At 48.2% G+C, this 14,693-nt stretch carries 18 protein-coding genes; 10 read left to right on the top strand and 8 right to left on the bottom strand.

The window, feature by feature from the left end:
- Window positions 1-137: 137 nt before the first annotated feature.
- A complete protein-coding gene (locus AC50Y3_RS09765; RefSeq protein ID WP_494818557.1) occupies window positions 138-317 on the bottom strand; it encodes a hypothetical protein in 180 nt (59 codons plus the stop codon).
- Window positions 318-413: 96 nt separating this feature from the next.
- Complete coding sequence (locus AC50Y3_RS09770) at window positions 414-647, bottom strand: hypothetical protein (protein ID WP_494818558.1); 234 nt, start codon at window positions 645-647, stop codon at window positions 414-416.
- A gap of 201 nt (window positions 648-848) precedes the next feature.
- On the opposite strand from AC50Y3_RS09770, the gene AC50Y3_RS09775 reads away from it, so the two are divergent.
- The 3 genes from AC50Y3_RS09775 (at window position 849) to AC50Y3_RS09785 (ending at window position 3,009) form a co-directional block, all read left to right on the top strand.
- Complete coding sequence (locus AC50Y3_RS09775) at window positions 849-1,793, top strand: methylenetetrahydrofolate reductase (protein WP_494818559.1); 945 nt, start codon at window positions 849-851, stop codon at window positions 1,791-1,793.
- 120 nt (window positions 1,794-1,913) lie between these two features.
- Window positions 1,914-2,111, top strand: a complete 198-nt coding sequence (locus AC50Y3_RS09780; RefSeq protein WP_090981718.1) for a cold shock domain-containing protein — start codon at window positions 1,914-1,916, stop codon at window positions 2,109-2,111.
- 172 nt (window positions 2,112-2,283) lie between these two features.
- A complete protein-coding gene (locus AC50Y3_RS09785) occupies window positions 2,284-3,009 on the top strand; it encodes a YebC/PmpR family DNA-binding transcriptional regulator (RefSeq protein ID WP_494818560.1) in 726 nt (241 codons plus the stop codon).
- A 60-nt stretch (window positions 3,010-3,069) separates the two neighbouring features.
- On the opposite strand, the gene AC50Y3_RS09790 is transcribed toward AC50Y3_RS09785, so the two are convergent.
- The gene (locus AC50Y3_RS09790; RefSeq protein ID WP_494818561.1) at window positions 3,070-4,284 is read right to left on the bottom strand and encodes an MFS transporter; all 1,215 of its coding nucleotides are present in this window, start codon (window positions 4,282-4,284) and stop codon (window positions 3,070-3,072) included.
- Between the two features lie 7 nt (window positions 4,285-4,291).
- Window positions 4,292-5,620 carry a multi antimicrobial extrusion protein MatE gene (locus AC50Y3_RS09795; RefSeq protein WP_494818562.1) on the bottom strand — a complete coding sequence of 443 codons (1,329 nt, stop codon included), beginning with the start codon at window positions 5,618-5,620 and terminating at the stop codon, window positions 4,292-4,294.
- 113 nt (window positions 5,621-5,733) lie between these two features.
- On the opposite strand from AC50Y3_RS09795, the gene AC50Y3_RS09800 reads away from it, so the two are divergent.
- The 5 genes from AC50Y3_RS09800 to AC50Y3_RS09820 all read left to right on the top strand — a co-directional run bounded on the left by AC50Y3_RS09800 (window position 5,734) and on the right by AC50Y3_RS09820 (window position 9,093).
- The gene (locus AC50Y3_RS09800) at window positions 5,734-6,048 is read left to right on the top strand and encodes a hypothetical protein (protein ID WP_494818563.1); all 315 of its coding nucleotides are present in this window, start codon (window positions 5,734-5,736) and stop codon (window positions 6,046-6,048) included.
- A 32-nt stretch (window positions 6,049-6,080) separates the two neighbouring features.
- The gene (locus AC50Y3_RS09805) at window positions 6,081-7,163 is read left to right on the top strand and encodes a tetraprenyl-beta-curcumene synthase family protein (protein WP_494818564.1); all 1,083 of its coding nucleotides are present in this window, start codon (window positions 6,081-6,083) and stop codon (window positions 7,161-7,163) included.
- 58 nt (window positions 7,164-7,221) lie between these two features.
- Window positions 7,222-8,190, top strand: coding sequence for a 6-phosphofructokinase (pfkA, locus tag AC50Y3_RS09810; RefSeq protein WP_494818565.1), 969 nt, complete (start codon window positions 7,222-7,224; stop codon window positions 8,188-8,190).
- Window positions 8,191-8,287: 97 nt separating this feature from the next.
- Complete coding sequence (locus tag AC50Y3_RS09815) at window positions 8,288-8,491, top strand: DUF3906 family protein (protein WP_494818566.1); 204 nt, start codon at window positions 8,288-8,290, stop codon at window positions 8,489-8,491.
- Between the two features lie 71 nt (window positions 8,492-8,562).
- Window positions 8,563-9,093 carry an NADPH-dependent FMN reductase gene (locus AC50Y3_RS09820; RefSeq protein ID WP_494818567.1) on the top strand — a complete coding sequence of 177 codons (531 nt, stop codon included), beginning with the start codon at window positions 8,563-8,565 and terminating at the stop codon, window positions 9,091-9,093.
- Between the two features lie 87 nt (window positions 9,094-9,180).
- Here the strand turns inward: AC50Y3_RS09820 and AC50Y3_RS09825 are convergent, their stop codons facing one another.
- The 3 genes from AC50Y3_RS09825 to AC50Y3_RS09835 form a co-directional block, all read right to left on the bottom strand.
- Entirely contained in the window at window positions 9,181-10,419 is a 1,239-nt protein-coding gene (locus AC50Y3_RS09825; protein ID WP_494818568.1) for a putative glycoside hydrolase, read from the bottom strand.
- Between the two features lie 173 nt (window positions 10,420-10,592).
- Window positions 10,593-10,787 (bottom strand): hypothetical protein, encoded by a 195-nt coding sequence (locus AC50Y3_RS09830; protein ID WP_091220662.1) that lies wholly within the window; start codon window positions 10,785-10,787, stop codon window positions 10,593-10,595.
- Window positions 10,788-10,932: 145 nt separating this feature from the next.
- Window positions 10,933-11,760, bottom strand: a complete 828-nt coding sequence (locus tag AC50Y3_RS09835) for a YitT family protein (RefSeq protein WP_494818624.1) — start codon at window positions 11,758-11,760, stop codon at window positions 10,933-10,935.
- Between the two features lie 181 nt (window positions 11,761-11,941).
- Between AC50Y3_RS09835 and cshA the strand changes: the two genes are divergently transcribed.
- Window positions 11,942-13,543 (top strand): degradosome RNA helicase CshA, encoded by a 1,602-nt coding sequence (gene cshA, locus AC50Y3_RS09840; protein ID WP_494818569.1) that lies wholly within the window; start codon window positions 11,942-11,944, stop codon window positions 13,541-13,543.
- Between the two features lie 77 nt (window positions 13,544-13,620).
- On the opposite strand, the gene yjcZ is transcribed toward cshA, so the two are convergent.
- Window positions 13,621-13,713 (bottom strand): sporulation protein YjcZ, encoded by a 93-nt coding sequence (gene yjcZ / locus AC50Y3_RS09845; RefSeq protein ID WP_494818570.1) that lies wholly within the window; start codon window positions 13,711-13,713, stop codon window positions 13,621-13,623.
- 179 nt (window positions 13,714-13,892) lie between these two features.
- Between yjcZ and AC50Y3_RS09850 the strand changes: the two genes are divergently transcribed.
- Window positions 13,893-14,687, top strand: coding sequence for a YesL family protein (locus tag AC50Y3_RS09850; protein ID WP_494818571.1), 795 nt, complete (start codon window positions 13,893-13,895; stop codon window positions 14,685-14,687).
- Window positions 14,688-14,693 lie beyond the last annotated feature (6 nt).

Below are 14,693 nucleotides of genomic sequence, written 5' to 3' on the forward strand. Positions count from 1 at the left end.
GGGGTGCTTCACGCTGCAGGACGTTAGCTTGACCGGTTTGCAGCAGTGAGAGCGATAATAGGATCGGCAGCCATTTCACGCTAGAAGTCACGCTCCCTGAAAGGTTGTGCCTCTAGTTTGGCCCGGCAGTCGATTCCTTATGTCCCCATCGTTGTCAAATTGTACACGATCAGGAAAAAGGCAAATGCAATAAATACGATCGCTGCGATGGCAAGTCCTCTGCGCATGCTGGCCGGAATATTATTCCGCTGCATGATGATGACAATTCCAAGTGAAAAAGCGGCAATGATGAATATAATCGTAGATGTCTTATCCACTTATATGTAGCTCCCCTCCGCACAACCTATGCAGGTTGGTACATGGTTATGTTCGATAAACAGGATGAATTTTCCTCCTGCTTGCGAGTCTGGATTTTAGACGGATCTGAAGGCTTCCATAATGGCTTCGAGTTCTTCTTCGCGGCCTGCAAAATCGGACGGACGGAAGCGGTTCTCAGCCCAATGCAGCATTTCCGGGCGGCTTACGAACGTATGGCATTCTTCGCCCCATTGATCGTTGATCTCGCGAACAATCAGTGTTTTGCCTTGTACTTCAACATTTAGCATATTGTATTTATCTGTTTTATAAATTTGAACCTTTTTAAACATAAGGACCATCCCTCTCTGTAAATAGCTTGATGCTTCATACAATGATAGCCATAAAATAGGGTAGAAATCAAATATTTCATGGTCGCATACTGTCAAATTCAGCGGCTTTCGGGGGAGAAAAGGATAAACGGATTTCGTTCGCGAATTACTATGAGGTCGAAAGAACAACTAGTGAATTATATAGTCGAAGGAAGTGGAGAAGTGGATAGCTTGCTTAGAGAACGAATTCTCAGAAAAGAACCGGGCATCATTACATATGGCATGACACCGCCTAAGGAATCGCATCCGCCGGATAAAATCGCCGAAATTGCGCAGAAGCAAATGGAGCGGCTGGCCGGTTTACAAATAGATGGCTTAATCTTGTACGATGTACAGGAGGAGAGCGATCGAATCGATCAGGATCGGCCGTTTCCGTTTCTCCGGACAGTTGATCCCACGTTATACAGCAATGAGTATTTGCGGCAATTAGCGGTTCCCAAAATCATTTACCGCTGCGTAGGCAACTATTCTGCGAATCAGTTCTCGGAATGGCTGCAGGCGGAATCGGATCAAGATCGCTTCTCGGTATATGTGGGAGCCTCTTCAAGCAAGCAGGCAACGAGTATGCGTCTTCCGGAGGCTTATAACTTAAGTCAGCGGATGGATCCAAACTTAACCTTCGGCGGTGTCGTTATACCGGAAAGACATACGATGAAGAACGATGAGCATCTCCGGGTGGTCCAGAAAATGAACAGCGGCTGCCAATTCTTCATCTCGCAGGCCACGTACAATATTGAAGCGACTAAGAATTTCCTATCGGATTATTATTATTACTGCAGAGATCAGGAAATCGACATGGTTCCGATCCTGATTAATCTTGCGCCTTGCGGGTCGCCGAAGACGCTGGAATTTATGAAATGGCTTGGCATCAGCATTCCGAAATGGCTGGAGAATGATTTGAAGCATTCCAATGACATATTAGATAAATCCGTTATGCTCTCACACCGCATGTTTGAAGAAATCTTCGATTTCGGATTGGAGAAAGGGATTCCGCTCGGCTGCAGCGTAGAAAGCGTATCGACGAGAAAAGTGGAAATTGATGCTTCCGTGGCCCTTCTGAATGAAATCAGAGCGACCATCGCGAAGAAACTGGTCAAGCAACTATAGTTTCCGATAGCACAACTTGTCCTTTTTGTCAATGTTTAATTGCAAATAACTGCCATCGAGTGTATAATAAAGCAAGTCGCCCGGTTTTACGGTCGCGCTCATTTTTAGGAGGTTGTTCATTTGAAAGGAACAGTTAAATGGTTTAACGCAGAAAAAGGCTATGGTTTCATTCAAGTAGAGAATGGCGAGGACGTGTTCGTTCATTATTCCGCAATTCAAGGCGAAGGCTTCAAGTCGCTGGATGAAGGTCAATCCGTAGAGTTCGATATTACACAAGGCAATCGCGGGCCGCAGGCGGCAAACGTTACCAAACTGTAAGCTATGCAGCTTCCGCTGGGAAGCTTCTCATAAGGAAATGCTATAGATGAACCCGACATTTCGATGTTGGGTTTTTTTTATTTGTTTGCGTGCCTTTGACCGCAACATGGACAAGATGATAAACTGAGGATTGGAATTTATATTACCTCTGCTAAGGAGCGAAAAAGAGCTTATGAAATTCAAATTGTTTAAGGACCGTAAAGGGAAGGCCGATCAGGCTAAAAATAATAAATTCGTTAAGCTCGCGAGAGAGCTTTACGTTCATGCACGCAAAGGCGGACCGAATCCGGAGTCGAACTTTGCACTGAAGAATACAATTGCGGCAGCCCGTGCCGAGCAAATGCCGACAGACAGCATTGAACGTGCTATCAAAAAGGCTGCGGGAGCCAACGATAATGTAGAGTATGAAGAAATCATGTACGAAGGCTACGGCCCGGGCGGCACTGCGATCATGGTCCGCTGTTTGACGGACAACCGTAACCGTACGGCTGCCGATGTTCGCTCGATCTTCAATAAACGCGGCGGTAACATGGGTGAGAGTGGCTGTGTATCCTATATGTTCGATCAGAAGGGACTGCTCGTCATTAATCGTGAAGAGCTGGACACTGATGAGGATACGATGATGATGCAGGCGCTCGAAGGCGGAGCAGAGGACGTTATCGTCAATGAGGAAAGCTTTGAAGTCATCACGCATCCGCACGAGTTCGAAGCGGTAAAGACTGAGCTCGAGAAGCTCGGACATAAGTTTGAATCAGCAAGCGTTCAATGGCTGCCGCAAAACACGGTTGCAGCTGAAGGCGAAAATGCTGAGAAGCTGCAGAAGATGATGGATGCTTTCGAGGATAACGAGGATGTCCAAGACGTTTACGTCAATTTCGAACTGTCGGACGAAGAATAGACTTCAATACAAAGCCCCATTGCAGCTTGGCTGCGATGGGGCTTATTTTTTTGGAAACAATCAAGCATCTCGGTCAATGTAATGTTTTACGAGGAATGCAACAGCTGCGACCAGTGCAAGCGCCATGGCCAGGTGGAAGAAAGCCGCCCTGCCGAACTGCTCGAAAATTGCGCCGCCGGCCGTCCCGCTTATTGCACCGGCAAAGCCGCTCCAGACGATCGCATAAACGGCCTGCCCGGAGGAGCGGAACTCATCCGGAATAATCGATGATAAATAACGCAGCGCCGTAACCATGTAAATACCGAATGTAATGCTGTGCATCGCCTGAATCGGAATAATCCAGATCGGCTCTGAAATTTCGCTGATGAGCCAGAAGCGCAGCGCGTACATCAGACTGGCGATGGCCAGCAGGGGAAGCTCTTTGAATTTATGGCCGTACTTGCCGAGCAGGAAGAGGACAGGGATTTCGCTGATAGCCGAAATCATCCACGCAATGCCGACAAGGGAGTTATCCGCACCCATTTCCCGCATCGTCACGGCTAAGAACCCTTCATACATCCGATGCGCTATGGAAACGACGAGAACGATGGCGAAATAGCTTAGGATGCTGGGCTTGCGAATGAGTTTAAGGAATCCGCCAAATTCGATTTTTCGCTTTGTTCCCTGATAATCCTTAAGCGAAAAGGAGAGCAGCAGGGCAAGCGTGATCGAGCCTACAGCCAGTGGAATAGTCGCCGAAGTTCCTGTTACTTTGAGCAGCTGTCCGACTAGAAAAGCCGAGAACGCAAAGCCCAGCGAACCGAACACTCGAATGAGCGCGTAGGGCTTAGACGTAAACTGGCTGGATAACAGAATCAGGCTATCACTGAGCGGATTGACCGGTGTCTGAAAGAAATAGAAAGCCAGCATAATGAAACAGACAATGACGAAGGCATCTGTCGTAAATAACAGCGAAACCATGACAAGCTGTCCGAACATGAGAAGCGACATTATTTTCTTAATGGTACGATAACGATCGCTTGCAGTGCCGAAGATGATGTTTGCAAAGATCGAAACGAACGGGCCGATTGAATAGATAATGCCGATTTGACCTGCCGTATACCCGCGATCCATGAAGTATAGCGGGAAGTAGGAGACAACAAGGGCTTGCGTGGTGTAGATAATGTACATAAAGAATCGAAGCATGAACACTTCTCGCGACACCGAGCCCGCTTTGGAAACGGCTTGCGCATTATCGGCGGAAGAGCTGTTTAGGTTTGAACGTATTGAGCCCAAGATGACTTCACTCCAAATCTGTTGCTTGCCTGGACATCGTTTTGTCCGCATGTCCGACTCGCCTGATCGCAACAGCAATGAACAGACATTCTGCTGCTGCCCCAATCGATTGTGCCCATGCTCCGATCGACCCATTCCAGCCGGGTGTGAATAGGATGCACAGGACTGAGGTTGATACCGTGAACAATAGATTCACGGATTGTGATCCTAGGATGATGCGTGTCTGTCCCCGCACCATGATAAGACCATTGCCGACATCCAGCCACGGCAGCGCCAGAGCGAGAAGAATGAAGGGCTGCATGGCACGGATCGTTTCCGACTTCAGCTTTCCTTCAACGCCCATGACATGGCCGACGATGAACTCACCTGCCGGCGTGAATGCGAGAAGCGTGACGAGCAGCGTTGGGATGAAACCAAGCAGCAGCGTAAATTTACGGACGGCTTTCGGATCGATTTTATAGAAGTTAAGTACGATTTGATGAAAATAAGTAAAGAAGCTTAAGGTGAGCTGTACGAGACTAGCAGCAAGCGCGAAGGAGGCAATGGACAATGCCGCGTCGCTCGTCTTGCCAAGCAGGATATTAATAGAAGGCCCGATCCAAACTGCAATTAACGTGGAGAGCAGCAGCGGGCGGTAGAAGGAGAATACTTGCCTGAAATTCTGAACGGCATGTTTCTCTACTTTCTCCGGCATTTGTTTGACCAAAGAAGATCCTTCCAAATAGCTTACCAAAGCTTCGATCATCATCCCGGCCAGGAAAATTACTGCGCCAACCGTACCGCTGGTAACTCCTTTATTCATATAATACAAGGAAATGCCGTACATCCCGACCAGACGCAGCGCCATGCCGATCGTTAACCACTTGGTGCGTAAATTATAAATAATGACACCGTGATATAAACAGCGGATGCCTGAGAAAATACTAACGAACATGAGAATTTGATAGACATCGAGAATATGCGGAACGAGCTCATCATCTGCACCAAATAAGCCTCCGAATATCCACGTCCCAAGCGGCGAATAGCAGATCATCATCCCGAGTACGAGAATGGATGCGAAAACAAGCTGGCCGACCAGCAGCATCGCGCGGAAGGATTGCTTATCGCGCACCAGTGCCGAGCATGTCTGGCGAAGCAAGACGGCGGGTCTTTCCGTAATAATCAGCAGACTCATGGCGATTGCATAACTTGCGATGACGACTTTCTGATTGGCTGCATGTGCCAGCGTACTATTGATAATGACATGTGAAATAGTTACGAGAGAGGCTGAAATTCCTAGCGGCAAAAAAAAACGCCATAGCTGTCTCATCGACACGGAGCCTGGCTGTTTCCCCATAGTTCGTTCTCCTTGCAAGCGATATGTACCCAAGTATAGCATATGGCGAACAAGTTTTCGCGCTGGATTTGTACTCTATGAAATGGTACATTATTTGATGGAGGTTTTGAGACGTGAACCAATTTTTTAGTTGGAATGACCGGCTTGGAATCCCGCTTCCGACCCTCCATCAGGAGTGGGACATGTACAGTGAGAGGGAACGCACGTTCATTGTGACAGAATGGGAGATTATTCGCGGGACGATTCCTGATCGCGTCATGGCATTTGAAGCGATAATTAACGTAAAGCAGATTCAGCTGTTTGAGGAAGAGAACTTTGAGCGTTCATGTACCATTAACTCCGATATTGCCGAATTGGCCAGCCGGATTAATGATTTACATATCTGGTACCGCATGAATCAAGAAATTGAAAATAAGCGCCATTCCTAACAAGCGGAGTGGAAAAAGGAGGGCGCATATCGATGCAACTTTCAGCTTTGGCCCGCCAAATGCCGCAAACACCGATTCGATTAATGTACCGGGTTTACAAATACGTATTGCCGGAAGTTAGAGCCGAGCTTGCAAGATTGCGTTCGATTGCCGAGCAAATTCCCGATGATGAACTGCGAACACAAGCTATTGCCAGTATGACAAGCAAGCAGTTTCACTGCGAAGGAGGAGGCATTTACGCCGCCGCCAACTTGCAACGCAGGGATGTACTCGTGCCGCTAATCGTTGCTTTGCAGACGATCAGTGATTATTTGGACAACTTGTGTGACCGAAGTACTTCGCTGGATGCGGATGATTTCCGGTTGCTTCATCAATCGATGCTGGATGCCGTAGACCCGAGCGCGCCGCTGCGTGATTATTATGCATTGCGGACAGAACGCGAAGACGGGGGTTATTTGCATGAGCTGGTGCGTACATGTCAAGCCTGTATAAGGAAACTGCCGTCTTATTCGGCCGTGCAGCCTTATGTAACAGAGCTTGTTGGACTATATGGTGACCTGCAAGTTCACAAACATATTGTCAAAGAGAAACGCGAGCCGGCATTGCTTGCATGGTGGGAGCGGCATCGCCAGCTTGCTCCGCATTTCAAGTGGAACGAGTTTGGCGCGGCAACAGGTTCTACACTTGGCATGTTTATGTTGTTTCTTGCCGCTTCAGATGAAGGATGCGGCAGCGAAGAAGCGCTTCAAGTTCGTAACGGCTACTTCCCCCATGTTTGCGGTCTTCATATTATGCTAGATTATTTGATCGACCAAGAAGAGGATCGGATTGGCGGAGACTTGAATTTCTGCAATTACTATGCCAATCAGAGCGAGCTGGTGTCACGAATCGGCGACATAGTCGAAGGTGCGCGCCAAGATGTGAGCGGGCTGCCTGCTCCGAGGTTTCACCGTATGGTAATCGAAGGTTTGCTCGCGTTATATCTGTCGGATCCCAAAGTACGGGGTCAGAAGGACGTGCAGCTCGTTTCGAAACGACTCATGAGGAAGAGCCCGCTCACGCGGTTGTTCTTCTGGGGAAACAGCGTTGTTATTCGATTGCGTCAATTTAAATAATGAAATAAGGCTATGAACAAGGAAAGCACAGATAAAGAGTATAGAGGAGTGGATTGCAATGTCAGCAGTAAAATCAATTGCCGTTCTAACTAGTGGTGGAGATTCGCAAGGTATGAACGCGGCGGTACGCGCTGTCGTCCGTAGTGCTTTATATCATGGACTTGAAGTTTACGGTGTACAACGCGGCTACCAAGGCCTGCTTAATAATGATCTTCGTCAAATGGATCTTCGCAGTGTAGGGGATATCATTCAGCGTGGAGGCACCATTCTCCAAACAGCTCGCTGTAAAGAGTTTCTGACGCCGGAAGGCCAGCAGAAAGGTGCGGAAGTACTGCGCGAGCGCGGAATTGACGGGCTCGTCGTCATCGGTGGAGACGGTTCCTACCAAGGTGCCAACAAGCTTTGCAAGCTGGGCATCAAAACAATGGGATTGCCGGGAACGATCGACAACGATATTCCGTTTACCGATTACACCATCGGATTTGATACTTCGGTTAGCATCGTTGTTGATGCAATCAACAAGCTGCGCGATACGATGACGTCGCATGAACGTTCTTCGATCGTAGAGGTTATGGGCCGTCATTGCGGCGATATCGCTCTGTATGCTGGTTTGGCGAGCGGTGCAGAAACGATTATTGTACCGGAAGTACCGTTCGATCTGGATCAAGTAGCAAACCGCATGAAAGAAAACTTCGCTTCCGGCAAACGTCACAGTATCATCGTTGTTGCTGAAGGCGCGGCAAGCGGCGAAGATATTGGTAAAGGCATCACGGAGCGTTGTGGAATGGAGCCTCGCGTTACGGTTCTGGGTCATATTCAGCGTGGCGGAACGCCAACGCACAACGACCGAATTCTTGCCAGCCAGCTTGGCGACTTTGCTGTGCGCAAGCTGATGGAAGGCGACTCCGGCAAAGGCTGCGGCATTATCCGCGGTGAGCTGGTCGTGACAGACATCGATAAAGTAGTAAACACGAAGAAACCGTTCAACATGGATCTCTACAACCTGGCTCTTCGTTTATCACAATAAATGAACTTAAAGCCTTATATGAGCAGCTGCCGGGGAGAATGGACCCGAATGTCTGCCCGTATAAGGCTTTTCTATTAATCATGAGGAGGATGGACTAATGTTCTTGTACAAGATCGAAATCGAAATGGAAGATACCTCGGCGCATCTGATTCTGCTCGCGGATACGGATGAGAAAGCATTCTCGTTCGTAGAGAGCCATGTTGCGCGTCATTATATCAAAATGCCTGTCCTGAAGTCGGTTGCCATCGTGGAGAAGAAACGGACCGAAATCGGTTCAGGTTACCTCATTCCCCAATCGTAAATTCCTTTATTGACCAAATATACAAAACATACTATTATGTATGTAAAGTAGAATTTGGAAGGGGAATATTTATGCGCATTACGATTATCGCGGGAAGCAATCGTCCGGAATCGACAAGCACGAAATTATCTCGATATATTGGGAAGTTTATGGAATCGGAAGGCCATGAGGTTACTGTATTTGACCTGCATAAGCAGCCGCTGCCGTTCTACGGCACACACGAGGATTCGAATACGAACCTCGCGGCATTGCGCGAATCCGCGTTCCACAGCGATGCTATTGTGCTCAGCACGCCTGAATATCATGGAAGCATCTCCGGCGTATTGAAGAATGCTCTTGATTTCCTCGGCGGCGATCATTTCGACAGCAAAGCCGTTCTGTCAGTCTGCTCTGCCGGCGGTGCAGTCGGGGTAAGCTCGCTTACCCAGATGCAAGCCATGGTCCGTAACATGCATGGAATCAACTGCCCGGAATGGATCTCCATCGGCGGTGCGGCACGCCAATTTGAAGCTGACGGGACACCGTCGTCCGTAGATGTGGTAGCCCGTGTTCATCGTACGGTGCCTTATTTCTTACAACTGGCAGCGAAGCTGCGCAAATAGGTTCAATCGTGAGCTGAGCATGCAAAAAACGCTCTGCAGCCATGCCGGAATTTGTTCCGAGTGTGGCTTGCAGAGCGTTTTTAGTTGTTAGAACTTAGCGTCCGCCGTATAACGATTGTTCGCGTTCCATAATAAATATTCATGAATGCCGGAATCTTGCAATGCTTTAATCTGCGCGTCCACTTCGGCCTTACCGTATTTAATATAATGCCCTTTGCCTAGCCAGCTTGCGGTAAAGTCTTGAATCCAAGGTCTGATGATCGGTTTGTAGGAGCCGATCGGGTCTAGCTTCTTGTGTGTATCTGCCATGGCGCCTTTGATGGTTGCATAGGGATCCTTATCCGGATCTTTTACTTTGAACCAGCCTGTGCTGTAATGGCTTGGATAAATCATCGGCGCGATAACATCCACGTATTTCGAGATTTTCACGAAATCTTGTCCGATGCCTTCTGCAGCCGGTACAGAAGCTGCGTATCCGAATATATCCACCGAGACACGTACGCCAAGCGGCTCAAGCTGGGACTTCGCATATTTTACGAACGCAGCGATCGTATCCACCCGCGTATCCTTGTTCTTCTCGAACTTCAGGGAGTCGGCTTTCTTCTCGAAGCCTTCCGGGAAGCGGACATAATCGAACTGAATTTCTTTGAACCCAAGCTTCACAGCTTCCTTCGCGATGGCAATGTTGTAATCCCAAACTTCCTTCATATATGGGTTTACGAAGCTGTCGCCTTTGCCATTCTCCCAAATCGATCCGTCCTTGCGCAAGAAGGAAAGCTCAGGATGGCTTCTGGCCAATACCGTATCTTTAAATACTACGATTCGTCCGATTGGGTAGACATCATGTTTCTTCAGACGCTCCATCGTTTGACTGATATTGCTGATGTACTTCTTTGGTTTGCCGAGCTTAAGCAGCTCCGGATTGGTGGTGGGATAGGTAATGTAGCCGTTATCATCTTTCAAATCAATGACCATGCTGTTTAACGGGGTATCATCGAGCAGCTTCAGCAGCGATTCCATTCTAGCGCCGCCGGCACTGTGAGCCGTTACATAAATACCCTTTACTTCAGGGGCATTCGGCTGCGGGTCATGCTTCACGAATTCGGTGCCTGCGTTTGAACCTGAACCATCAGGCGTTGTTGCACCTGTGCCCGAGTTCGTTCCCGGCTGGGTCGTGCCTCCGGGGCCATTCGGCTGCTGTGAGTTCGGAGCAGCAAGAATTGTGGCGAGCAGTTGGTGGGTAGATGCGGATTGCGCACCTGCTTGCGTATCCGATCCGGTTAAGACATGAAACAACAATAACAATGTAGAAACTATAACATCCATTTCAGTTCTCTCCCCATCTGCCAAGTCAGTAAAATTATAATTCAGTTTGGGATGGAGGCACAGAGGTATTTTGTAGGAATTTGCTAGAAATTGCAGAGGAGGGAGGATGTAGCCCCTTTGTTGAAGCAAAAAAAAGAACGAGAACCGATTTCTCGTTTCTCGTTCGGGTGTATCTATTGCAAAAGCACTTCTCTTTGATGCTCACAAATGCTTTGCTGCACAATCTCCATCGCGTCCTCAGGTTCCAGCAATGCCAGTCCATCCCGCAGCACGATATTCAAATTCAATTCCCGCTCCGTGAGGAAAGGCACTAATTCCGGTGCTAGCTTTTCCACAATCTGTAATAGTCTGACCGTTTCCATATCCATGAAGCATCACCCTTTCATCGTAATGGAGGGTAAAACGTATGGCACGAAACAAATACAACGGGATAACTATATTATAACAGCAGCGAATTCAAAAACCTAGTGTTGAGCAAAGAATTTCCATATTAGCCGATGCCCGTTTTGCAAATTAAAGGGAAGGCTTGCGGAATTCACCCATTACGCCGACCGTTTCTACAATATTGACGAAAGCACGCGGGTCAGTGTCTTGAATGATTTTGCGCAGCTGGTTCAATTCGAAGCGAGTGGTCACCGTCATCAGCATGTCATTCTCTGCATTCGTGTAAGCCCCGCGTGTTTTGATAACCGTAACGCCACGGATAAGGGGAATCATGGCTGTACGCATTTCTTCTGTTTTCTTTGTTACAATAAAGACCGTAATTTTCACATGACTTATATGAATAAGGTCGATGATTTTACCTGTTGTAAAGATCGACAGCAAGGAGAATAACGCGATATCCCAGTCTTTGGTCAGCATTCCGAGTGCGGCAATAACAGTCCCGTTCAGGACGAAGATCAGCATGCCGACCGATAAGTCACGTTTGCGAGTAATAATGGCCGCTATAATATCGAAGCCTCCGGAGGAGGAGCCTACGCGAAGAGCCAGTCCGCTTCCGAAACCGATCACGACGCCGCCGAAGACTGCGCCAAGCGTTAAATCCTCAACCATCGCGTTAACCGGAACAAGCTGCATGAAGAGCGTTGTTGCGGCAACCGAGAACGCGCTCCAGCCAACAAATCGCAAGCCGAGAACGCGCCATCCCCAGATTAAAATAGGCACATTTAGAATAAAATAAAGCCAGCCAATGTTTAGGCCGGTCGCATACCCAGCAATCATCGTAATGCCGGATACGCCGCCGCTGATCATTTTGTGCGGAATCAGAAGCTGGTTAAAGCCAAAAGCGATCAGCAAAGCACTGATCAAAGTCGTTGCTGCAGTTCGTGAAGTTCTCAAAATAGTTCACCTCGGCGGAGTATAATCAACAGGTAGCAGTTTAACAAAAAAAGTTGGAAGTTGTCTAATGTAATAAATGATGCTAGTATATGTATTTAGTGCTTGCTGGTATTCAGAAATACAGTTGTGCTATAATAAACTGTATATTTTCTGTAGGATGCAGATAGAAGGAGATTGAAACAGTTTGAAAACATTTGCTGAATTCGGCTTAGAACCTAAGGTTCTTCAAGCCATTACTGAGCTTGGATTTGAGGAATCTACCCCAATCCAATCGAAAGCCATTCCAATTGCGCTTGCCGGCACCGACTTGATCGGGCAAGCTCAGACAGGAACGGGCAAAACGGCCGCCTTCGGGATCCCGCTTGTCAACAAGATCCCAGTTACTGAAGAGCGTATCGTCGCATTAATTATGACCCCGACCCGTGAGCTTGCGATTCAAGTTTCGGAAGAAATCGGAAAGCTTACACGTTACAAAGGTCTACGTTCATTGCCGATTTACGGCGGTCAAGAGATCGGTCGTCAAATCCGCGCATTGAAGAAACGCCCACAAATCATCATCGGTACACCTGGTCGTTTGCTCGATCATATTAACCGTAAAACAATCAAACTTGATGATGTCCAAACCGTTATCTTGGATGAAGCGGATGAAATGCTGGATATGGGCTTTATGGAAGATATCACTTCCATTCTTTCCTTGGTACCGACTAATCGCCACACGATGCTGTTCTCGGCTACAATGCCTCCGAACATTCGTAAACTGGCAGATCAATTCCTACAATCGCCTGAGCATGTGTCGGTAATTCCAACACAAGTCAGCGCACCAACGATTGAACAAGCTTATATCGAAGTTCATGAGCGTCAGAAGTTTGACGCACTGAGCCGTTTGCTTGATATGGAATCACCTGACCTTGCAATCATCTTTGGACGTACAAAGCGCCGTGTAGATGAGCTGAGCGAAGCCCTTCAGAAGCGTGGTTATTCTGCAGACGGCTTGCATGGCGACTTGTCCCAGAATCAACGTGACAACGTTATGCGTAAATTCCGCGACGGCAGCATCGATGTGCTGGTTGCAACAGACGTTGCAGCACGTGGTCTTGACGTTTCGGGCGTAACGCATGTTATCAACTTCGACTTGCCGCAAGATCCGGAGAGCTATGTACACCGTATCGGCCGTACCGGCCGTGCTGGTAAAGAAGGTACAGCGTGGTCGTTCGTAACGCCGCGTGAGCTGGATCACATGCACTTCATCGAGAAAGTGACACGTCACAAAATCGCGAAGAAGCCATTGCCAAGCATCGCTGAAGCAATCGAAGGCAAACAACGCGTAACAGCTGAGCGCATTCTGGATGCTCTGGAAGGCGAGGCAGTTAATGAATTCAAAGCAATTGCCATTCAATTGCTTGAGCAATATGATTCCGTTAACTTGCTGGCAGCAGCAATTAAATTGATCACTGGCGAGAAGAAAGATGTTAACATCGAACTTACGCCTGAAGATCCGATTCGCGCTAAGAAACGCAGACCGGATGTTCGTACAAGCGGACGTCGTTTCTCCGGCGGACCATTCGGCGGCGGTAATCGTTCCGGCAGCGGTCCTCGCGGACGCGGCGAAAGCAGCGGCAGCAGCCGTGGCGGTTATGGCGGCAGCGGTGGCGGCTACAGCGGCAATCGCAGCAGCAGCAGCTCAAGCAGCAGCAGCACTAGCAGCAGCGGCGGCGGCTACAACCGCGATCGTGACAACAAAGGCCGCGGCGAAGCTCGCCGTTCCCGTCCATCCTCTGACGAATAAGCAAGGATAACACCGGGGCTTCTGTTTAGCCGAGCAATCGGATAAATAGAGCCCCTTTTTTATCTCGTTATCTCCTGTCAGAAGAAGCCTTTCGTGACAATTATAAGAAGAATGAACAGAACAAGTATCATTGCGGCACTAGTGTGAGACCCATGACCCATATTACCCATTAGCGACGTCCTCCTCGGCATTTGTCTTGGGTGTGACAACACTATATGGTATGCGCTTGGGTGAATGTCGTTTAGACGCCTGCCCACATTCCCGAAAATGGGCGTTGGCTTCTTGGGCTGTCTATATTATAGTTAACGTAGTATAAAATGAAATCGCTTGCTAGGAGGACTTGGCTACAATGGAAATGAGAGGCATGATGGGCGGGTTTTATAAAATCTCGGAATGGATTATGCGCTTATCGGTAACAAACGTGCTATGGATCATTTGTTCCTTGCCGTTTATTATTTTACTGCTCCCTGTGTTATTCGCTCAGAACAGCGATCAAATGCTGAGTTACTTCATTGTTTCCGGCATCGTTGCTCCGTTCACTTTGTTTCCGGCTACCGCGGCTATGTTTGCGGTTGCTCGTAAATGGGTAATGGGTGAGGTAGATGCGCCGCTCCTTCGCACGTTCTTTAGAAACTATAAAGACAGCTATGTGCAAAGCATGATAGGCGGAATCTTGTATGTGGTTCTGTTTACGATTCTCATTGTGGACTTCCGTGTATACTTGGTGAAATTGGAATCGTTCCAGCTGGTATCTTATTTATTCGTAGCCCTTGTTGCCCTGCTGGCTGTATCGCTGTTCAATTTCTTCTCGATGGTTGTTCACTATCATATGAAGACGCTGCAGCTGCTTAAGAACGCGCTGCTCCTTACAATTGGACGACCGTTCCGGTCGCTCTCGACAGTCATCATGTGCGGCTTCGTTATTTATATTAGCTTTAGTTCGCCGAAACTGATGTTCCTCGTTCCATTCTTTACCGGCAGCGTAGTGGCGATTATCGCCTTCTGGAACTTCTATGCGATCTACATGAAGCTGCAACTGCAAGCGGAGAAAGCAGCCGAAGCAGCAGCCGAGGAAGAACGCAAACGTCTGGAAGATGAAGCATTCCTGCCACATACAGAAGAAGGTCAAAGCTCCATTAAATAGCGGCAG

This window comes from Paenibacillus sp. J22R98 (assembly GCF_059383835.1).

Coding starts and splice junctions, on each gene's coding strand:
- AC50Y3_RS09770 (WP_494818558.1), bottom strand. CDS start 647: ATGTTTAAAAAGGTTCAAATTTATAAAACAGATAAATACAATATGCTA.
- AC50Y3_RS09785 (WP_494818560.1), top strand. CDS start 2,284: ATGAAATTCAAATTGTTTAAGGACCGTAAAGGGAAGGCCGATCAGGCT.
- AC50Y3_RS09795 (WP_494818562.1), bottom strand. CDS start 5,620: ATGGGGAAACAGCCAGGCTCCGTGTCGATGAGACAGCTATGGCGTTTT.
- AC50Y3_RS09805 (WP_494818564.1), top strand. CDS start 6,081: ATGCAACTTTCAGCTTTGGCCCGCCAAATGCCGCAAACACCGATTCGA.
- pfkA (WP_494818565.1), top strand. CDS start 7,222: ATGTCAGCAGTAAAATCAATTGCCGTTCTAACTAGTGGTGGAGATTCG.
- AC50Y3_RS09815 (WP_494818566.1), top strand. CDS start 8,288: ATGTTCTTGTACAAGATCGAAATCGAAATGGAAGATACCTCGGCGCAT.
- AC50Y3_RS09820 (WP_494818567.1), top strand. CDS start 8,563: ATGCGCATTACGATTATCGCGGGAAGCAATCGTCCGGAATCGACAAGC.
- AC50Y3_RS09825 (WP_494818568.1), bottom strand. CDS start 10,419: ATGGATGTTATAGTTTCTACATTGTTATTGTTGTTTCATGTCTTAACC.
- AC50Y3_RS09830 (WP_091220662.1), bottom strand. CDS start 10,787: ATGGATATGGAAACGGTCAGACTATTACAGATTGTGGAAAAGCTAGCA.
- yjcZ (WP_494818570.1), bottom strand. CDS start 13,713: ATGGGTAATATGGGTCATGGGTCTCACACTAGTGCCGCAATGATACTT.
- AC50Y3_RS09850 (WP_494818571.1), top strand. CDS start 13,893: ATGGAAATGAGAGGCATGATGGGCGGGTTTTATAAAATCTCGGAATGG.